Source organism: Anaerozeibacter quisquiliarum (genome assembly GCF_051162045.1).
GTDB lineage: Bacteria > Bacillota > Clostridia > Christensenellales > Aristaeellaceae > Anaerozeibacter > Anaerozeibacter quisquiliarum.
Window position 1 is genome coordinate 26,865 of sequence record NZ_JBISDI010000030.1, and the last position, 20,871, is coordinate 47,735.

Annotated in this window: 14 protein-coding genes and 1 tRNA gene; all 15 read left to right on the forward strand. The window is 66.9% G+C overall.

The window, feature by feature from the left end; translation table 11 throughout:
* The first annotated feature begins 2 nt into the window (after positions 1 to 2).
* Positions 3 to 875: a phosphatidate cytidylyltransferase gene (locus ACH6CV_RS13180; protein ID WP_456358667.1), complete on the forward strand. Its 873-nt coding sequence runs from the start codon at positions 3 to 5 to the stop codon at positions 873 to 875.
* A 68-nt stretch (positions 876 to 943) separates the two neighbouring features.
* Positions 944 to 2,086 carry a 1-deoxy-D-xylulose-5-phosphate reductoisomerase gene (gene dxr / locus ACH6CV_RS13185; RefSeq protein ID WP_456358668.1) on the forward strand — a complete coding sequence of 381 codons (1,143 nt, stop codon included), beginning with the start codon at positions 944 to 946 and terminating at the stop codon, positions 2,084 to 2,086.
* A 45-nt stretch (positions 2,087 to 2,131) separates the two neighbouring features.
* Positions 2,132 to 3,718 (forward strand): site-2 protease family protein, encoded by a 1,587-nt coding sequence (locus ACH6CV_RS13190; protein ID WP_456358669.1) that lies wholly within the window; start codon positions 2,132 to 2,134, stop codon positions 3,716 to 3,718.
* Between the two features lies 1 nt (position 3,719).
* Entirely contained in the window at positions 3,720 to 4,760 is a 1,041-nt protein-coding gene (gene ispG / locus ACH6CV_RS13195) for a flavodoxin-dependent (E)-4-hydroxy-3-methylbut-2-enyl-diphosphate synthase (RefSeq protein WP_456358670.1), read from the forward strand.
* Complete coding sequence (locus ACH6CV_RS13200; RefSeq protein ID WP_456358671.1) at positions 4,761 to 9,059, forward strand: PolC-type DNA polymerase III; 4,299 nt, start codon at positions 4,761 to 4,763, stop codon at positions 9,057 to 9,059. It abuts the gene before it with no gap.
* A gap of 109 nt (positions 9,060 to 9,168) precedes the next feature.
* The gene (gene secA, locus ACH6CV_RS13205) at positions 9,169 to 11,895 is read left to right on the forward strand and encodes a preprotein translocase subunit SecA (RefSeq protein WP_456358672.1); all 2,727 of its coding nucleotides are present in this window, start codon (positions 9,169 to 9,171) and stop codon (positions 11,893 to 11,895) included.
* Positions 11,896 to 12,286: 391 nt separating this feature from the next.
* Entirely contained in the window at positions 12,287 to 13,384 is a 1,098-nt protein-coding gene (gene prfB / locus ACH6CV_RS13210) for a peptide chain release factor 2 (protein WP_456358673.1), read from the forward strand.
* Between the two features lie 49 nt (positions 13,385 to 13,433).
* On the forward strand, positions 13,434 to 14,150 hold the full coding sequence (locus ACH6CV_RS13215) for a lipoprotein intramolecular transacylase Lit (protein ID WP_456358674.1): 717 nt from the start codon (positions 13,434 to 13,436) through the stop codon (positions 14,148 to 14,150).
* Positions 14,147 to 15,304, forward strand: coding sequence for a tRNA (adenosine(37)-N6)-threonylcarbamoyltransferase complex transferase subunit TsaD (gene tsaD, locus ACH6CV_RS13220; RefSeq protein ID WP_456358675.1), 1,158 nt, complete (start codon positions 14,147 to 14,149; stop codon positions 15,302 to 15,304). Before ACH6CV_RS13215 ends, tsaD begins: the two co-directional genes overlap by 4 nt.
* 862 nt (positions 15,305 to 16,166) lie before the next feature.
* On the forward strand, positions 16,167 to 17,642 hold the full coding sequence (locus tag ACH6CV_RS13225) for a rhamnulokinase (RefSeq protein ID WP_456358676.1): 1,476 nt from the start codon (positions 16,167 to 16,169) through the stop codon (positions 17,640 to 17,642).
* Positions 17,642 to 18,064, forward strand: coding sequence for a Mini-ribonuclease 3 (locus ACH6CV_RS13230; protein WP_456358677.1), 423 nt, complete (start codon positions 17,642 to 17,644; stop codon positions 18,062 to 18,064). Before ACH6CV_RS13225 ends, ACH6CV_RS13230 begins: the two co-directional genes overlap by 1 nt.
* The gene (gene rlmB / locus ACH6CV_RS13235; RefSeq protein WP_456358678.1) at positions 18,054 to 19,469 is read left to right on the forward strand and encodes a 23S rRNA (guanosine(2251)-2'-O)-methyltransferase RlmB; all 1,416 of its coding nucleotides are present in this window, start codon (positions 18,054 to 18,056) and stop codon (positions 19,467 to 19,469) included. The genes ACH6CV_RS13230 and rlmB overlap by 11 nt, the downstream gene beginning before the upstream one ends.
* Positions 19,459 to 20,001: an NYN domain-containing protein gene (locus ACH6CV_RS13240; RefSeq protein ID WP_456358679.1), complete on the forward strand. Its 543-nt coding sequence runs from the start codon at positions 19,459 to 19,461 to the stop codon at positions 19,999 to 20,001. The genes rlmB and ACH6CV_RS13240 overlap by 11 nt, the downstream gene beginning before the upstream one ends.
* Positions 19,998 to 20,618: an RNA polymerase sporulation sigma factor SigH gene (sigH, locus tag ACH6CV_RS13245; RefSeq protein ID WP_456358680.1), complete on the forward strand. Its 621-nt coding sequence runs from the start codon at positions 19,998 to 20,000 to the stop codon at positions 20,616 to 20,618. Before ACH6CV_RS13240 ends, sigH begins: the two co-directional genes overlap by 4 nt.
* A gap of 105 nt (positions 20,619 to 20,723) precedes the next feature.
* A tRNA-Gly gene (locus tag ACH6CV_RS13250) sits at positions 20,724 to 20,797 on the forward strand.
* The last annotated feature ends 74 nt before the right edge of the window (positions 20,798 to 20,871 follow it).

A 20,871-nucleotide genomic window follows, 5' to 3' on the forward strand; every position in this document is an offset into this window, starting at 1 on the left:
CCATGGCTGATACCGACAAGCGATTGACCGAGGTTCTCAAGCGGCGCACGACCGGCATCCTGCTGGCTGCGGCGCTGCTTGCGCTGTGGTACGTTCAAGGCTGGCCGCTGCGCGTCGGCCTCATGCTGATGATGGTGCTGTCGGTTCACGAGATGCAAAGCGCGTTCGCGGCGCGCGGCGCAAAACCCGCGCGCTTTGCGGGCCTCGTCTACGCGGCGCTGGCCATGCCGGCCTACCTGTTCTACGGCACGGGCGCGCTCGCGCCGCTGACGGTGCTGATGTGCGTCGCCGCTCTGACCGCCATCGTGCTGCGTGGCGAGGCGGACTTCGAATCCGCGGCGGCCACGCTGTTCCCGCTGTTCTATCCCGGCCTGCCGCTCGCGCTGCTGTTCCCGCTGATGGACATCGAGCCGCGGCTGCTAGGCACGGTGATGATCGGCCTGAGCTTCTTGGTGGCGCTGGTCAACGACATCGCGGCCTACGAGGTGGGCCGTCGCTACGGCCGCACCAAGCTGTGCCCGGCGCTCAGCCCCAAGAAGACGGTCGAGGGCGCATTGGCCGGGGTCGCCGCTTCGGTCGCGATTGCCCTCGCCGTGCCGCCGGTCGCCGAATGGGCGACCCGCATTGTGCCCGCCGCCGCGCCCTTCCAGGCGGCACTGCCGCCTTTTTGGCACTTCGCGCTGATCGGGCTGCTGGGCGGGCTGGCCGCGCCGCTGGGCGACCTGACCGCCTCGATGGTCAAGCGCCACTGCGGCATCAAGGACTACGGCAACCTCTTCCCCGGCCACGGCGGCATGCTCGACCGCATCGACAGCGTGGTGTTCACCGGGGCGATGGTTCACATCTACTGCGCGCTGGTGCTGAAGTTGTTGTGAGGCAGCCAACGGGGGCGGGCGACCACGGGTCGCCCCTGCGGCCTCCGTTCATGAAAGGACATATCTTATTGCGTAGCATAGCCATCTTGGGCGCGACCGGCTCGATCGGGACGCAGGCCGCCGACCTCGTTGAACGGCACGGGGCGCGCTTCCGCGCGCAGGTCCTGGCCGCGCATTCAAATGCGGAACAATTGTTCGCGCTGGCGCGCAGGCTGGGGCCCGACGCCTGCGCGCTGGTGACCGAGCCGGAGGCCATCCCCGACGATCTCAAACACATCGAGTGGTTCTTCGGCGAGGACGCCGCCTGCCGCGCGCTTCGCGCCCTGCGCCCCGACGACGTGCTGGCCGCGGTGGTGGGCATCGCGGGGCTTTCCGCGGTGATGACCGCGCTTGACACCTCGAAGCGGGTGCTGCTGGCAAACAAAGAAGCGTTGGTGACCGGCGGGGCGCTGGTCACCGAGGCCGCGCGCGCGCGCGGCGTCAAGCTGCTGCCGGTGGACAGCGAGCACAGCGCGGTCTTCCAGTGCCTCGAGGCCGCGCTCGGCAATGAGATATCCCGGCTGATCCTGACCGCGTCGGGCGGCGCGCTGCGTTTGTTACCCGCGGAGGCGATCGAGCGCGCCGACGCCCGACAGGTGCTCAAACATCCCACCTGGTCGATGGGCGCGAAGATCACGGTCGATTGCGCCAGCATGATGAACAAGGGCCTTGAGGTGATCGAGGCGCACCACCTGTTCGGCATATCGCCCGACAAAATCGAAGTGGTGATCCACCCGGAGTCGATCATACACTCGATGGTGGAGTTTTCGGATTCCGCGGTGCTGGCGCAGTTGGGCGCGCCCGACATGCGCGTGGCGATCGGCTACGCGATGGGCTACCCCGAGCGCGTGCCGTTCGGCGGGGAGAAACTGGATTTCGCAAAGCTCGGTCGGCTGACGTTTGAAGCGCCCGACCACGCGCGTTTTCCCTGCCTGGGTTACGCGACAGAGGCGCTCAAGGCCGGCGGCGTCTATCCGATCGCGCTGAACGGCGCGAACGAGGCGGCAGTGTACGCCTTCCTCGCAGGGCGCATCCCGTTCGGCGGCATCGCGCGCACCGTGCGCGCGGTGCTCGATGAGACGCCCGCCGCGACGATAAAAACGGTGGAGGACGTACACGAAGCCGACCGCGCCGCGCGCGAACGCGCGCAAGCCGTCATCGCCCGCATGTAGGGGCCCGCCCATTCCCCTTGCACCCCGACGCAGAAAGGAAATCGCATGACAACCATCCCCTATCTCCTATTGGCGCTCGTCGTCATCGGCCTGATGATCTTCATCCATGAGCTCGGCCATTATCTGGCGGGGCGGGCGAGCGGCATCGGCGTGGTGGAGTTCTCGATCGGCTTCGGGCCGCGGCTGGTCAGCTGGCGGCGCGGCTGCACAATCTACTCGGTCCGGCTGCTGATCCCGCTGGGCGGGTTTTGCAAATTCGCGGGCGAGGACGAAGCCGAGCACTGGTATCCGGTGCCCCGCGTGGCCGCGCTGACCGACGCCCCGGCGCGCGAGGCCGGCATGCGGCCGGGCGACATCGTGCGGCGCGCCCAGGAAACCGAGATACCCTTCGACGCCGCGGGCGCGGAGCTGCTGAATGAGTGCATCCGCGAGGCGGGCGAAGCGCCGCTCAAGCTCATGATCGAGCGGGACGGCGCGCCGATCGAGCTGACCGTCAAGCCCCGGCTGATCGCGGGCGAGGCGCAAATTGGGGCGCTGCTTGAGCGCGTCGACGACTGCGCGCTGCCGCGCGTGGTTCACGCCGAAAACCCCGGCGCGCTTATGCCCGGCGACCTGATCGTCAAGGTCGGGCGTCGGCCCATCGAGCACAGCCCGTCGGGCGCGATGGCGGTGAACCGGCTGCTGGACAGGGCCGACGGCTCGCCGCTTTACTTCACCGTGGAGCGGGGCGGGCGGCTGCTCGCGATGACGGCCGCACCGGGCAAGCTTGCGCTCGGCAACACGAGCCACCCGCTGCCGGGCGAAGGGACGGCCCGCTCGCGTCCGCGCACCTTCAATCAGGTGTCGGTGGGCAGGCGCATGGCGACGATCTTCGCAGGCCCCTTCATGAACTTCGTGCTGGCCTTCGGCGCGGCGCTCGTGTTCTGGCTGGCGTTCGGCTTCCTATTCTCGGCCCCGAAGGTGGCGGACGTCGACCCGCAGATGAACGCGGCGGCGGCCGGCATGCGGCCCGGCGACGTGATCGTCGAGGTTGCGGGCGAGGTGATCGCCTACAGCGGCGAGGGCACGCGCCGATTGCTGGACCGCATCGCGGCCGCCGATCCGAACGAGCCGATCGCGCTGACCGTCGATCGGGCGGGCGAGAAGGTCGAACTGGCGGTGCGCCCGACCCAGACCCCGGACGGCTGGCGGATCGGGATCATGCTGGGCGCCGAGGTGTATTACCCCAGCCTGCCCGAGGCGCTGCGCCAGAGCTTCATCTCGGTCAAGCAGGCGTCGCTGGCGATCGTCCGCGCGTTCCGCGCCATGCTGACCACCGGCGAGGGGCTGGATCAGACCGCGGGGCCGGTCGGGCTGGTCTCGATCATGACCGAGGAGGTCAAGCAGGGCGGCGCGTCGATGCTGCTCAATCTGATCTTGGTGATCTCGGTCAACTTCGGGATCATGAACCTGTTGCCGCTGCCGGCGCTCGACGGCGGGCGACTGGCGTTCCTGCTGGTCGAGGCCATCCGCCGCAAGCCGGTCAAGCCCGAGCACGAGGCCTGGGTACACGCGGTCGGCTTGATGCTGTTCATGGCGCTGTTTGCGGTGGTGACCTTCCGCGACGTGGCGCGGTTATTTACGGGGAGATAAGATGACAAAACAAGTTACAGCGGGAGGCGTCACAATCGGCGGCGGCGCAGATGTTACGGTGCAGTCGATGACCAACACCGATACCGCCGACGCCGAGGCCACGCTCGCGCAGATTATAAGGCTCCATCAGGCCGGCTGCCAGCTGGTGCGCGTGACGGTCAACACCGATAAAGCCGCCGCCGCGCTGCCCAAGCTGGTCGGCCTCAGCCCGGTGCCGCTCGTCGCCGACATCCACTTCAACCACCGCCTGGCGATTCGCGCGGCCGAGGCCGGCATCGCCAAGCTGCGGATCAACCCCGGCAACATCGGAGGCGAGGCGCATGTGCGGGAACTGGCCGACTGCCTCAGGGTGCATCGCATACCGGTGCGCATCGGCGTCAACGCCGGCTCGCTCGAAAAGGAGCTGCTGCGCAAGCATGGCGCGCCCACCCCGGCGGCGCTGGTCGAGAGCGCGCTAAACCACGCGCGGCTGCTCGAAAAATATGGATTTAACGACATCGTGCTGTCGGTGAAGGCGTCGAGCGCGCGCGCGACCGTCGACGCCTATCGGTTGGCCTCCAAGGCCTGCGACTACCCGCTGCACATCGGGGTGACCGAGGCCGGAACCGGCGAGCTCGGCATCGTCAAGTCGGCGGCGGCGCTGGGCGCGTTGCTGCTGGACGGCATCGGCGACACGCTGCGCGTGTCGCTGACCGGCGACCCGGTGCCCGAGGTCCAAGCCGGCATCGCCATCCTGCGCGCGGTGGGGCTCAGGCGCGACTTCGTCGAGGTAATCAGCTGCCCCACCTGCGGCCGCACCGAGATCGACGTCGAGGGCATCGCGCGGCGCGTCCAGCTATCCACCTCCCACATCGACAAACCGCTCAAGGTGGCCGTGATGGGCTGCGTGGTCAACGGGCCGGGCGAGGCGCGCGAGGCCGACTGCGGCATAGCGGGCGGGTCGGACGGCGGCGTGTTATTTGTGAAAGGCCAACCGCCGCACAAGGTGGAGGGCGATTTGTACGAGGCGCTGATGGAGGAAGTACGGAGGTTGACTGACTAGATGTGGACCGAACTGCTCAGGCCCTTGGCCCCGGCGCTGGTCGGGAGCCTGACGCTCGACAAGGCGCTGGCCTCGCGCGGCGGCGACCGGCTCACCGTGTGCCTGAACGCTGCGCGGCTGCTGACCGACCAGGAGTACGCGGGCATCCTGGACGCGCTGCGCGCAGGTCTCCCCGGCCTGACCGTCAAGCTGCGCATCGCCTATCCGGCGCTCAAGGAGGCGGTGCTCGCCAACGTCGCGTCGGTTTCCGGGTTTGTGACCGGGTTGCTCGCGCGCGAGCTGCCGGGCGCGCTGCCCTATTTGCGCTCGGGCGATGCCCTCTGGCGGCTGACGGATGGACGGCTGCGTGTGCCGGTGGCCGATGAACTGGGCGAGTCGTACCTCGTCAAGCAGGGCGCGGACGAGCGCCTCGCCGGGCTGATGAAGGCGCTGTTCGGCGTCCAGGTGCGCGTGGTGTTCGAGGTGACGGGCGACATGGAGCGGCGCATGGCCGCCATCCGGGAGAGGCGCGCCGAAGAAGAAGCGCGCATGGCCGCCGACCAGGAATTGCTGGCCGCGCAGGCCGCCGCCAAGGAAAAGCCGGCGGCCCGGCAGCCCTTCGGCAAGCCGATCGAGGGCGACGGGCTTGCGATCAGCGAACTCACCGAGCACAGCGGCCGCGTGATCCTCAAGGGCGAGGTGGTCTCGTTCGACAGCCGCGACCTCAAGAACGGCGCGACCAAGCTCGTCACCTTCGCGCTGACCGACTATACGGGTACGGTTGCCTGCAAGCTGTTCCTCGGCGGCAAACGCGGCCAGGAGAATCCCGCCGAGGCGCAAAAGCAGTTCGAGCAGCTGACCGGGGTCGTCAAGTTGGGCGCGTGGGTCAAGGCGCGCGGCGATTACGCCTACGATGAATTTCAGCGCGAGATGACGCTGCGCGTCGTCGACCTCGTGAAGGCCGGCGCGCCGCCCGCGCGGACGGATCATGCGCCGAGCAAGCGCGTGGAGCTGCACGCGCACACCCAGATGAGCGCCATGGACGCCTGCGTCTCGCCGACCGACCTGATCGCGCGCGCGGCGGCCTGGGGCCACAAGGCGATCGCGATCACCGACCACGGCGTGGTGCAGGCCTTCCCCGAGGCGTTCGGCGCGGCCAGAAAAAAGGGCATTAAACTAATCCCGGGCTGCGAGGGCTACCTGATCGACGACCGCGCGGTGATCGTCAAGCAGGCCGACCAGCGCCCGGTCGCGGCCGCTTCCTTCGTGGTGCTGGACGTGGAGACCACCGGCCTGAGCCCCCGCACCGACACCATCATCGAGTTCGGCGCGGTGCGCTACGAGGACGGGCGCGAGGTGGCCGAGTTCAGCCAGCTGATTAACCCCGGCCGCGCCATCCCCGCGCGCGTGGTCGAGATCACCGGCATCACCGACGCGATGGTTCAGGGCATGCCGCCTTTGTCCGACGTCATCCGCGATTTCCATCAGTTCTGCGAGGGCGCGGTGGTGTGCGCGCACAATGCCGACTTCGACTGGGCGTTCGTGTCGAAGGCCTTCGCCGAGCACGGCCTCGACGTCGGTCACCCGGTGCTCGACACGCTGGCGCTGTCGCGCAACCTGCTCAAGGGGCAGAAGAGCCACAAGCTGGGCGCGGTGTGCAAGACGCTCGGCGTGTCGCTCAAGAACGCCCACCGCGCGGTACACGACGCGCGCGCGACCGCCGAGGCGCTGATGATTATGCTTAAGCGCGTCGACGGTCTCACGCGCCTGAACGACCTGAACAGCGCGTTCGACGGCGGCGTGGGATCGAGCCACCACGTCATCCTGCTGGCCGCGACGCAGGAGGGCATGGCCAACCTGTACCGGCTGGTTAGCGAGGCGCATCTGAAAAACTTCCACCGCAACCCGCGCATCCCGCGCGCGCTGATCGAGCGCCACCGCGAGGGTCTGATCGTGGGCTCGGCCTGCGAGTCGGGCGAGCTGTTTCGCGCGGTGCTTCAGGGGCGCAGCGCCGCGGATTTGAAGAAAATCGCCTCGTTCTACGACTACCTCGAGATCCAGCCGATCGGCAACAACGAGTTCTTGCTGCGCGAGGGCGCGGTGGAGAATGCCGCCGGCCTGCGCGCCATCAACAAGCGGATCGTGCAATTGGGCGAGGAGCTGAACATTCCGGTCTGCGCGACCGGCGACGTGCACTTTCTCGAACCGCGCGACCATGTGTTCCGCGCGATCCTGATGAACGCCAAGGGCTTTGAAGACGCCGACTTCCAGCCGCCCCTGTACCTGCGCACCACGGGCGAGATGCTCGAGGAGTTTGCGTACCTCGGCGACGAGACCGCGCGCCGGGTGGTGATCGAAGCGCCGAACGCCATCGCCGAGCGCGTGGGGGAATTGACGGTGTTCCTGCCCCACCCCGAAGGGAAGGAAACCTTCCAGCCCTATTGGGACTATGCCGAGGACGACATCCGCCGGCTGACCGAGGAAAAGGCGCGCGCCGTCTACGGCGATCCGGTGCCCGACATCGTGCGCGCGCGCATCGACAAGGAGCTGAAATCGATCATCGGCTACGGCTTCTCGACGCTGTACGACATCGCGGTTAAGCTGGTGGCCAAGTCGCTTTCGGACGGCTACATCGTGGGCTCGCGCGGCTCGGTGGGCTCGTCGTTCGTGGCGTGGACGACTGGCATCACCGAGGTCAACGCGCTGCCGCCCCATTACGTCTGCCCCGTCTGCCGGCACAGCGAGTTCGACGTGCCCGAAGGTTACGCCTGCGGGCTCGACCTGCCCGCGAAAAATTGCCCCGGCTGCGGCGCGAATATGAACCGCGACGGCTTCAACATCCCGTTCGAGGTGTTTTTGGGCTTCAAGGGCGACAAGGTGCCCGACATCGACCTGAACTTCTCGGGCGAGTACCAGGCCCGCGCGCACGCCTACGTCAAGGAGCTGTTCGGCGCGGACAATGTGTTCCGCGCGGGCACGATCGGCACGATCGCCGAGAAGACCGCCTACGGCTACGTACTCAAGTACCTCGAGGAGCGCGGCAAGACGGCCACGGGCGCCGAGAAGGAGCGGCTGGCCAAGGGGCTCACCGGCGTCAAACGCACCACCGGCCAGCACCCGGCCGGCATGGTGGTGCTGCCCATGGATTACAGCATCTACCAGTTCACGCCGATCCAGCGCCCGGCCGACGACCAGGAGAGCTCGATCATCACCACCCACTTCGACTTCAGCTCGATGCACGACGTGCTGGTCAAGCTGGACGTGCTGGGCCACGACGACCCGACGATGCTGCGCAAGCTCCAGGATCTGACCGGCATCGCGCCTCAGCAGGTGCCGCTCGACGATCCGGCGGTGTTCGAGCGGATCCTGAGCCTGTTCACGAGCCCCGAGGCGCTGGGCGTGACCGCCGAGCAGCTGGGCGTGGCCACCGGCACGCTGGGCGTGCCCGAGTTCGGCACGCGCTTCGTGCGGCAGATGCTGATGGACACGCGCCCCTCGACGATGGAGGAGCTGATCCGCATATCGGGGCTGTCGCACGGCACCGACGTGTGGCTGGGCAACGCGCAGGACATCATCCGCTCGGGCACGGCCACGCTGCGCCAGTGCGTGTGTACCCGCGACGACATCATGAACCAGTTGATGGTTTGGGGCGTCGAGGACAAGATGGCGTTTGCCATCATGGAGGCGGTGCGCAAGGGCAAGGGCCTCAAGCCCGAGATGGAAAAAGCCATGCGCGCGGCCGGCACGCCCGACTGGTTTATCGGCTGCTGCAAGAAGATCAAATACATGTTCCCCAAGGCGCACGCGGTCGCCTACGTCATGATGGCGCTGCGCATCGCCTACTTCAAGGTGTTCTACCCCGTCGAGTACTACGCCTGCTACCTGCGCCGCAACCTCGGGGACTTTGACGCGCTGACGATGGTGACGTCGCTCCCCGTGATCCGCGAGCGGCTGAGCGACCTCAACGGCCTGGAAAAAGAGGAAAAGGCCAAGAAGGAAGGCGCGATCAGCATGCTGGAGACGTTGGTCGAGCTTGGGGAGCGCGGCATTGTCGTCTTGCCGGTGTCGCTGTACGACTCGCACCCGGAGGATTTCCTCGTGCTGCCCGAGCGGCGCATCCTGCCCCCGCTGACCTCGCTGCCCGGCCTCGGCCTCGCCGCCGCCGAGGCCCTGGCGGGCGCGCGCGCGGACGGGCCGTTCATCTCGCGCGAAGACATGGTGCGCCGCAAGGTGCCGCGCTCGGTGGTCGACCTGATGGCCCAAGCCGGCGCGCTTTCCGGCATGCCCGAGACCAGCCAGGTGAGCTTGTTCGATTTGTAACCGCTTTTGACAATCCTGTGGCGTTTCGCCCCGCCCCTTGCAAAGGGCGGGGCGATGGTGTTATAATGAACTGATTTTTTCGGATAAGGGTTTAAACGTGGAGGGCGCAATGTTTGACTTTTTGAAAAAACTCTTGGCGGGCAGCAACGATCGCGAGGTCAAGAAGATTTGGCCGTTGGTCGACAGGATCGACGCGCTCGAGCCCGCCTATCAGAAGATGAGCGACTCGGAGCTGCGCGGCCAGACCGCGCTGCTGCGCGAGCGGCATCAGAAGGGCGAGTCGCTCGACGATCTGCTGCCCGAGGCGTATGCCGTGGTGCGCGAGGGCGCGGTGCGCTCGATCGGCCAGCGGCCGTTCCGCGTGCAGCTGTTGGGCGGCATCGTGCTGCATCAGGGCCGCATCGCCGAGATGCGCACCGGCGAGGGCAAGACGCTGACCGCCGCGCTGCCGGCCTACCTGAACGCCCTGACCGGTAAGGGCGTACACATCGTGACCGTCAACGACTACCTGGCGCGCTTCCACTCGGAGTGGATGGGCAAGGTGTACAGATTTTTGGGGCTGACGGTCGGGCTGATCGTGCACGACATGGAGCCGGCCGAGCGGCAAGTCGCCTACAACGCCGACATCACCTACGCCACCAACAACGAGCTGGGCTTCGACTACCTGCGCGACAACATGGTCACCTACAGGGAGCGGCTGGTGCAGCGGCCGCTGAACTTCGCGATCGTGGACGAGGTCGACTCGATCCTGATCGACGAGGCGCGCACGCCGCTGATTATCTCGGGCCAGGGCGAGAAGTCCACCGAGATGTACGCCCGCGCCGACCAGTTCGCCTCGCGGCTGCGCGAGGGCAAGGCCGACAAGGAGGGCGAGATCATCCAGCCCGGCGACTACCTGCGCGACGAGAAGCTGAAGACCGTGGCGCTGACCGAGGACGGCACGCGCAAGGCCGAGCAGTTTTTCGCGATTGACAACCTGGCCGACGCCGAGCACACCGAGATCCACCACCACATCCTGCAGGCGCTCAAGGCCCACGCCATGATGAAGCGCGACGTGGACTACGTGGTCAAGGACGGCGAGATCATCATCGTCGACGAGTTCACCGGACGGCTGATGCTGGGCCGGCGCTACTCCGAGGGGCTGCACCAGGCGATCGAGGCCAAAGAAAAGGTCAAGGTGATGCGCGAGAGCAAGACGCTGGCCACGATCACCTTCCAGAACTACTTCCGCATGTACACAAAGCTCAGCGGTATGACCGGTACCGCCAAGACCGAGGAAGAGGAGTTCCGCGGCATCTACAAGCTGGACGTGGTCACGATTCCCACCAACAAGCCGATGATCCGCGAGGACCTTAACGACGCGGTGTTCACCACGGTCAAGGGCAAGTTCGACGCGGTCGTCGAGGAAGTCGCCCGCCGCCATCAGACCGGCCAGCCGATCCTCGTCGGCACGGTGTCGGTCGAGAAGAGCGAGCTGGTCAGCAAGCTCTTGTCGCTCCGGGGCGTACCCCACGTGGTGCTCAACGCCAAGTTCCACGACAAGGAAGCCGAGATCGTGGCGCAGGCCGGCAAGAAGAATGCCGTCACCATCGCCACCAACATGGCCGGCCGCGGCACCGACATCCTGCTCGGCGGCAACGCCGAGTTCATGGCGCGCAACAAGATGCGCCTGAACGGCTTCACCGAGGCATTGATCGAGGAGGCGATCGGCCACGCCGAGGACGTGCCGGACGAGGTCAAGGCCGCGCGCGCGGTATTCAAGGAATTGCTTCAAAAATTCGCCGCCGAAACCGATCGCGAACACGAAGAGGTCGTGTCTCTCGGCGGGCTGCACATCCTGGGCACCGAGCGGCACGAGTCGCGCCGCATCGACAACCAGCTGCGCGGTCGCGCCGGGCGTCAGGGCGACCCCGGCTCCAGCCAGTTTTTCATCTCGCTCGAGGACGACCTGATGCGCCTGTTCGGCTCCGACCGCGTCCAGCCCCTCATCGAGAAGCTGGGCATGGAAGAGGGCGAGGCGATTGAGTACGGGCTGCTCAGCAAGCAGATCGAGAACGCGCAGAAGCGGGTCGAGAGCCGCAACTTCGACATCCGCAAACACGTGCTGCAGTACGACGACGTTATGAATCAGCAGCGCACCGTGATCTACGCGCAGCGGCGCGAGGTACTCGAGGGCGAGGACATGGCCGCGCGCGTCGCCGAAATGCGCCGGGCGCTGATCGCCGAGTCCGTGCAGCGGCTGACCAACGGCTCGAGCAACGTGCACGAGTGGAACATCGGCGAGTTGGCCGAGTACCTCGAGCACATCTGCCTGAAGATGGGCGAGGTCCAGCGCGCGGCCGAGGCTGCGAACGGCGACCCCGCGCGACTCGAGCAGCTGCTGCTCGAATCAAGCGAGTCCTTCTACCGCGAGCGCGAGGACATGATTGCGCGCGCCGGAATCGACATGCGCGAGTTCGAGCGCGTGGCGCTCTTGGGCGCGGTCGACCGGCGCTGGATGGATCACATCGACGCCATGGACCAGCTGCGCGACGGCATCGGGCTGCGCGCCTACGGTCAGCGCGACCCGGTCGTCGAATACAAGATGGAAGGCTACGACATGTTCGACGAGATGATCCGCCTGATCCAGGAGGACACGCTGCGCAGGCTTAACATGGCCGTGCTCGTGCGCCCGCCCGAGCGCAAGGAAGTGGCCACGCAGGTCACCGCCACCCACGGCGGCGGCGACGATACCGTGGTCAAGCGCCCGGTCGTGGCCGGCGAAAAGGTGGGCCGCAACGCGCCCTGTCCTTGCGGCAGCGGGAAGAAGTACAAGGAGTGCTGCGGTCGGAAATAGCCCGCGAAGGCGAGCCGCGCAATCCCTCACAAAAGCCCCGGGGGGTTGCAAGGCCTAAGCCCTCCACGTCCCATCATTCGTGCCGGCTCTGCCGGTGCGAATGGATTCCGACAAAGGGCGATCTTGCCCTCACTCAATTCGCAATGGTCGCCCCACGCCATCCGGCGTGGATGCTCGCGCGATGCCCTTCGACATCGCGTGCTCATTGGGCTGGCACCCTCCCTTCCTCGCCCACCGGGCGCAGTCGGGTGCGCCCCGACCCGAAATCATTTCTGCCAGCCGGATTGCGCCCGGGATTTCCCGCAGGAAATTCAGCAATCCGGGGCTCCCGCAGCCCCTCTCACGCGAATGCGGCCGCAGCCGGATTCGCGTGACCTGAAAGGAGACCCCTATGATTGAAACCGATGCCTTTCGCCAGGACCTTGCCGCCATCCGCGACATGATCGAGGAGGCGGGGCAATCGCTCGACGTCGAGCGGCTCAAGGAGCAGCTGATCGAGTATCAGGAGGATATGGCCGCGCCCGGCTTCTGGGACGAACTCGAGCGCGCGCAGAAGGTCAACCAGCGCGCGAGCGCGGCCGAGGCGCGCCTGACGCAGTACGCGGCGCTTGGCGCGCGCGCGGACGACCTGGACGTGCTGATCGAGCTGGCCGAGGAGGCCGACGACCGCGAGCAGATCCCCGAGATCGAGGCCGAGCTCAAGGCACTCAAGACCGAGCTCGACTCGCTCAAGCTGATGACCTTACTCAGCGGCAAGCACGACGACTGCGATTGCATCCTGGCGCTGCACGCGGGCGCGGGCGGTACCGAGGCGCAGGACTGGACCGGCATGCTCTACCGGATGTACGTGCGCTTTTGCGAGCGCATGGGCTTTACGGTCAAGGAACTCGACTTCCTCGACGGCGACGAGGCCGGCGTGAAATCGGTCGAGTTCGAGGTGTCGGGCGACCACGCCTACGGCTTTTTGAAATCCGAGCGAGGCGTGCACCGGCTGGTGCGCATCTCGCCGTTTGACTCCGCCGCGCGGCGGCACACCTCGTTCGCCTCGCTCGACGTGGCCCCGATCATCGACGACGAGGGCGCGATGCAGATCAAGACCGAAGATTTGCGCATCGATACCTACCGCTCGTCGGGCAAGGGCGGCCAGCACGTCAACCGGACCGACTCCGCCGTGCGCATGACCCACCTGCCGACCGGGCTCGTGGTGCAGTGCCAGAACGAGCGCAGCCAGATCCAGAACCGCGAGACCTGCCTTCGGATGCTGCGCGCGAAGCTCAGCGCGCTGCACGAGCGCGAGCGCCTGGAGCAGATGTCGGACGTCAAGGGCGAAATGAAGAAGATCGAGTGGGGCAGTCAAATCCGCTCCTACGTGTTCCAGCCCTACACCATGGTCAAGGATCACCGCACCGGCTACGAGATGGGCGACATCGACGCGGTGATGGACGGCGACCTCGAGGGATTCGTGACCTCGTACCTGCAGAAACTGTAGGGGCCGATGCCCGCATCGGCCGCCCCAGCGTCAATGAGGAGGTTTCCGCTTGCGCAACCTTTCAAAATGGCTGCTCCCGGCGGGGCAGCTTTTGTTCGTATCGGCGCTGCTGCTGACGGTGTTCGAGTGGACGGCGCTCGACGGGCGCTATCATATGGAACTGCACCGCGCGCAAGGTGCGGCTCAGGCGACCGGCCTGTCGGACGAAGGCGTCGCTCGCGCGTCGGATACGCTGCTGCGCTACTTGCGGGGCGAGGCGGTCGATCTCGCCTATACCGATCAGGTGTACGGCGAGGCGCGCCGCGTGTTCGAGGACAGGGAAGTTGCGCATATGCGGGACGTGCTGGGTCTCTTTCAGGCCGGGCGCGCGTTGCGGTGCTGGCTGCTCGCCGGCGGGCTGTTGCTCAGCGCGGCGGGCATGATGGGGCTGGGCGGCCGCGGATCGCCCCTGTGGGGGGACCCGCGCAAATGGAAGGCCCTTTCTTGGGCGTTGCTGGCCGCTTCGCTGTGCTGGGCGGCGCTGCTCGGCCTCGCCGCGCTGTTCGCGGTGTTTTCGTTCGGCCGTGCGTTTACGCTGTTCCACGAGCTGCTGTTCACCAACGCGCTGTGGATGATGGACAACAGCCAGCTGATGATCCGCATGCTGCCCCAGCCCTTCTTCATGGCGCTGGCCGGGCGCGCCGCGCTCTTGTGCGGCATGACGCTGGCGGCGCTGACCGCGCTCGGCATATGGGGTACGCGCCGGGCAAGAAAGGATAATCCATGACGTATGAGCAACGGGCCCGCGAGCGGGCCGACGCGTTGATCGCGCGGGGGCATGCGCGGATCCTGGCCATCGAGACCTCCTGCGACGAGACCGCCGCCGCGGTGGTCGAGGACGGGCGGCACGTGCTGTCGGCCGTGGTGGCCTCGCAAATCGACCGCCATGCGCTGTACGGCGGCGTTGTGCCCGAGATCGCCTCGCGCATGCACGCAGAGGCGCTGCCTCGGGTCGCCGCGCGCGCCCTCGCCGAAGCCGGCCTCTCCCCCATTCCCCATTCCCCATTCCCCTCAGCGGAGGGGAGGCCCGCAGGCGGGGCGGCGGCCCCGGCGTTGGACGCGGTCGCCGTGACCGCAGGGCCCGGCCTGGTCGGCGCGCTGCTGACCGGCGTGAGCTGGGCCAAGTCCTACGCCTGGGCGCTCGGCCTGCCGCTGATCGGCGTCAACCACATCGAGGGCCACGTGAGCGCCAACTACCTGGCGCACCCGGAGCTACAGCCGCCGTTCGTCTGCCTGATCGCCTCGGGCGGGCACAGCCACATCGTGCGGGTCGACCGCTACGGCAGCTGCGCGCTGCTCGGCCGTACGACGGACGACGCCGCGGGCGAGGCCTTCGACAAGGTGGCGCGGGTGCTGGGCCTGCCCTACCCAGGCGGCCCGCTGCTCGACGCGCTGGCCGAGCAGGGCGACGATCGCGCCTACCGCTTCCCGAGCGCGCGCACCGAAGGCCCCTACGACTTCTCGTTCTCCGGGCCCAAGACCCATGTCATCAACCTGCTGCACAACCTGCGCCAGCAGGGGGAGCCGGTAAACGCCGCCGACTTCGCGGCCTCGTTCCGCCGCGCGGTGGTGGACGCGCTGGTCACAAAGAGCGTGCGCGCGGCGGCGGACAGCGGCGCGCGCGCGCTGGCGCTGGCGGGCGGCGTGGCCAGCAACCGATTGCTTCGGCGCGAGCTTCAGCGCGCGGGCGAGGCGGCCGGCCTTACCGTGTTCATGCCGCCCGTGCGGCTGTGCACCGACAATGCCGAGATGATCGGCTCGGCCGCTTTCTACCGGCTGATGGCGGGCGAACTGGCCCCGCTCTCGCTCAACGCCTTGCCGTCCCTGGCATTCGGCTGCGGCCGCATGCCAGGGAATGGGATTGCGCAGCCGGATCGCTGAGTTTCCTGCGGGAAATTCAGCAACCCGGCTGCGTGAACCGATTCCGAGTCGCGGCGCACCCGGCCGCGCCCAGTGGGCGAGAAAGGGAGGGCGCCAGCCAATGGGCACGCGATGCCGAAGGGCATCGCGCGAGCGGCCACGCCAGCGGCGTGGGGCGACCATTGCGAATTGAGCGAGGACAAGCGCGCCCTTTGTCGCAGTCCATTTCTACCGGCAGAGCCGGCCCCTGTGATCGAGCACGGAGGGCGTAGGCCCCCAACCTCCCAAGGGGCGTAGGCGATTGCCTCCACAATGATTTTTCTCCGTCATCGCCGCGCTATATCCCGTCATTTATGCACGTCCCCGGCCGCCGAACCGCGTCGGCGACCGGGGTCTTTTTTTGTTTCCGGTCTGTTCAACGCGCCGCGGCCTACATCCGCAACCGCTGCGAACTGCGCGAAATGCCTCCATGGTTTCGACCTTTTTTCACCGCCGGCCGCGTGCAAGCCCCGTGTGTCGGGGTTTTTCCGGATTTCCCGCGCGAAAGAGTGCGAAAAACCAACCGAGGTCTGCGTTTATCCACCCAAGACAGGTATATGTCTGTGGATAAGTATCATCCATTCACAGCCACTTTTGCCCCGATGTGTGGAAAATCCGCGGCAAACCCGCCAAATCAGGCTTGTTTCTGTGGATAACCTTGTGGACAATGTGGATTGTTTGCCTGAAGGCGGACAAATGCGACCTGTATGCCGCTATGCAGGGTATGCAGCGCTCTCCTGCAAAAGCGCATACATGCCGCAATTTCTTTGAAAATGCGTTGATGATCGGCCCGGCTTCTGCTATACTAATAGACAATGAATGAAGTGGTTCGGAGGGCGCGCACATGGGCACATTACACCTGTTGGGCTTTGATTTCGGCGCGTCGAGCGGCCGGGCGATGCTGGGTGCGTACGAGGACGGGATGCTTACGCTGACCGAGGTGCATCGGTTCCCCAACGATCCGGTGACGATCAACGGCCGGTTCCAGTGGGACGTGCAGCGCTTCTTCTACGAGATGAAGGTGGCGCTCAACAAGTGCGCCAAACAAGGCATCGCGCTCGACGCCATAGGCATCGACACCTGGGGCGTCGACTACGGCCTGATCGCGGGGAACGGCCAGCTGGCCGGCATCCCGGTGCACTACCGCGACGCGCGCACCGACGGCATGATGGACAAGGCGTTTGCTCTCATGCCCAAGGCCGAGATCTTCGAGCGCACCGGCCTTGCGTTCATGTTCTTCAACACGCTGTTCCAGCTGATGGCGATGAAGGCGCAGAACGACCCGCAGTTGAAGATCGCCGAGAAGCTGCTGTTCATGCCCGACCTGCTGGCCTACTTCCTGACCGGCGAAATGGGCACCGAATACACGATCGCCTCGACCAGCCAGCTGATCGACCCCCATACGCGCGACTGGGCGCACGGGCTGATCGAACGCTTCGATCTGCCTGCGCACCTGCTGACCGGGCTGCAGCAACCGGGCACGCTGCGCGGCAGGCTGCTGCCCGCGATTGCGGAAGAGACCGGAGTCGGCCCCGTGCCGGTGATCGCGGTGGCGTCTCACGACACCGCCTCGGCGGTGGCCGCGGTGCCCGCCTCCTGCGAGCGCTTCGCCTACCTGAGCTCGGGCACCTGGTCGCTGCTGGGCGCGGAGATCCGGGAGCCGCTTTCGGATGCTTCCGTCATGGAGGCCAACTACACCAACGAGGGCGGCGTAGACGGCACGATCCGGCTGCTCAAGAACATCATGGGGCTGTGGATCATCAACGAATGCAAGCGCGAGTGGGACCGCCGAAGCGACGCCGTGGACTTTGCGGAGCTGGTTCAGATGGCCGGACGCGCCGAGCCGTTCTTCGCGGTGATCGACGTGGACGACCCCTGTTTCGGCGCGCCCGGCGACATGCCCGAGCGCATCAAGCATTACTGCCGCCGTACCGGCCAGCGCGTGCCCGAGGGGCGCGGTCAAACCGCCCGCGTGATCTACGAGAGCCTGGCGCTCAAGTACCGCTGGGGCATCGAGCGGCTGGAGCAGGACCTCTTGAAGCACCCGATCGAGGTGCTGCACATCGTGGGCGGCGGCAGCAAGAACGCGATGCTCAACCAGTTTACCGCCAATGCCATCGCCAGGCCGGTGATCGCGGGGCCGTCGGAGGGCACGGTGATCGGAAACCTGCTGGTGCAGGCGATGGGCCTCGGCGCGATCCGCGACATGAAGGAATTGCGCGCATGCGTGGCGCGCTCCTTCCCCACGAAGACCTTCCTGCCCGAGGGCGAGCGCGCGCCTTGGGACGAGGCGTACCGACGCCTGCTTGCGCTCCTGTGATGAAGGAATTGTTTGAACACTCGCCCTACGCGCGGCACGGACAGCTGCCCGGCTCGCTGGAACTGGCCTATCTGGGCGACGCACTCTACGACCTGTACGTGCGCGCCCGCCTGGTCGCGCGGGGCGGACGGGTAGCGGCGCTGCATCGCGAGGCGACCTCGATCGTTTGCGCCCACGCGCAGGCCGAGGCGTTCGACCGGGTGGAGCCGATGCTCACCGACGACGAGCGGACGGTTTCGCGCCGTGCGCGCAACGCGCGCCAAACCCCTTCGAAGAACGCCGACGCGGCCGAGTACCATTGCGCCACCGCGCTCGAAGCGCTGCTGGGGTATCTGTATGTGACCGGACAGTTTGTCAGGCTTACTCAAATCATCGAGCGCGCCCTGGACGGCGCGGCAAAGGAGAACCCCTATGGCGTATGACAAGCATCGGCCCGGCAAGGGCGGCCCGCGCGGCGGGCGCAGCACGGATTTCAAGGGCGGCTTTGCGCAAAACCGCGGCGCGCGGCCCCAGGGCGGACGTCCGTTCGATCGCGACGCGCGGCCCCAGGGCGGGCGTCCGTTCAACCGCGACGAACGCCCCCAGGGCGGGCGTCCGTTTGACCGCGACGAACGGCCCCAGGGCGGACGCCCGTTCGACCGCGACGCGCGGCCCCAGGGCGGACGTCCGTTCGACCGCGACGCGCGGCCCCAGGGCGGACGCCCGTTCGATCGCGACGCGCGGCCCCAGGGCGGACGCCCGTTCGATCGCGACGCGCGGCCCCAGGGCGGACGCCCGTTCGATCGCGACGCGCGGCCCCAGGGCGGACGCCCGTTCAACCGCGACGAACGCCCCCAGGGCGGACGCCCGTTCGATCGCGGCGCGCGGCCCCAGGGCGGGCGTCCGTTTGACCGCGACGCGCGGCCCCAGGGCGGGCGCCCGTTCGATCGCGACGCGCGGCCCCGGCCCCGCTACGACGGGCCCGGCCCGCGCCGCGCGCAGCCGCCGCGCTACGCCGTGCCGCCCTCGACGCAGGTGTATGACGCCCCGGCCCAGCCGGAAGCCGCACTGCCGCCGGAAGCCGCGCCGCGCTCCTTCGAGCCCGCGCACCCGGAGATGCCGGAGAACCTGCTGGTCGGGCGCAACCCGATCCGCGAGGCGCTCAAGGCGGGCCACCCGATCGAAAAACTGCTGGTCGCGAGCGGCGAGCTGACGGGCTCGGCGCGCGAGATCGTGGCGATGGCGCGCGAGCAGCGCGTGGTCGTTCAGTACGTGGACCGCGTTCGGCTCGACCAGGTGTACCCGAACCACCAGGGCATGCTGGCCTACGCCTCAGCCGCCGAGTACGCCTCGGTCGAGGAGATCCTTGAACTCGCCAAGGCGCGCGACGAGGATGCGTTCGTGGTGGTGCTCGACGGCCTGACCGACCCGCACAACCTGGGCGCGATTATCCGCTCGGCGGAGTGCATGGGCGCGCACGGCGTAATCATCCCCGAGCGGCGTTCGGCCGGGCTGAACCCGGCGGCGGTCAAGGCGTCGGCCGGCGCGCTCAGCCACATCAAGGTGGCGCGCGTGGTCAACCTCACCCGTACCCTGAATGAATTGAAGGAAAAGGGGCTGTGGATCACGGGCGCGGTAACCGACGGCGCGCCCGTTGCGGACGTCGGCCTCAACGGCCCCATCGCACTGGTGATCGGCTCGGAGGGCGAGGGCATATCACAGCTTTGTCTGCGCCAGTGCGACCAGAGGGTCAAGCTTCCGCTCTACGGCCAGATCGAGTCGCTGAACGCCTCGGTGGCGGCGGGCATCCTGCTCTACGAGATCGCCAAGGCGCGCCATGGCGCATAGGCCGCGCACCAGGCCGCGCCTCCTGATCGTAGACGGGTACAATGTGCTGGGCGCGCTGCGCCCGATCGCGCCCGGCCAATCGATCGACGACGCGCGCGACCGGCTGACCGAGCAGTTGCGCGACTACGCGGGCTACTTAGGCCAAAAGGTGATCGTGGTCTATGACGCGTGGCTGTCGAACCGCAGGGCGCGCTCGGTCGAGAAGATGGGCAACTTCACGCTGGTGTTCACCCAGCAGGGCGAGACCGCCGACCGCTACATCGAGCGGCTGGTGGATGAGCTGGCCTCTGACATCGCGCTCGACCGCGTCGAGGTGCGGGTGGCCACCAGCGATTTGGTGGAGCAGGTGGTGGTGCTGGGCCGGGGCGCGACGCGCGTGTCGGCGCGAGAACTGCTCAACGAGCTCGAGTCGGTGCGCGACGCCGGCCGTAAGGGCGCGGCCAAGCCCGACGCAAAGGCGCGCGCCACGGTCATGGAACGGCTCAGCCCCGCGCTGCGTCAGAAGCTCGAACAAATGCGCCGGGGGGAATGAACTTGTACGAACGATTCGAGGGCATGAAGGACGAGCAGATCGTCCAGCTGGCACAGGGCTCGGATGGCGCCGCGCTCGAATATCTGCTCAACAAATACAAGAACTTTGTGCGCTCCAAGGCGCGCAGCTATTTCCTGATCGGCGCCGACCACGAGGACATCGTGCAGGAGGGCATGATCGGGCTGTACAAGGCGATCCGCGATTTCAGGGAAGAGAAGCTGGCGTCGTTCCGCGCGTTCGCGGAATTGTGCATCACGCGCCAGATCATCACCGCGATCAAGACGGCGACGCGCCAGAAGCACATCCCGCTCAACTCCTATGTGTCGCTCAACAAACCCATCTACGACGAGGACTCCGACCGCACGCTGCTCGACGTGATTACCGAGGGCTGGACCTCCAACCCCGAGGAGATGTTGATTAACCGCGAGGACATCACGGCGATCGAGGGCCGGATCGGCGAGATGCTGTCGGAGCTCGAGAAGCAGGCGCTGCTCAGCTACCTCGAGGGCAAGAGCTATCAGGAGATTTCGGGCGAGATGGGCCGGCACGTCAAGTCGATCGACAACGCGCTGCAGCGCGTCAAACGCAAGCTGCAAAAGTACCTCGAGGAAAAATGAAGAAAATGAAATTTACGTTTTTTTCTCCCGTCCGCCGGCGTTTTACCGGTTGACAAACACGCATGCATTCGTTACAATAAGGTCTGGCATGTTGGCGGCGGGCGCGCGGGTGTAGCTCAATGGCAGAGCTCCAGCTTCCCAAGCTGATCACGTGGGTTCGATTCCCATCACCCGCTCCATACGACGCACAATGATTTAGGAGGCAACAATAGCGATGGCGAAGGCGAAATTTGAGCGGAACAAGGTTCACGTG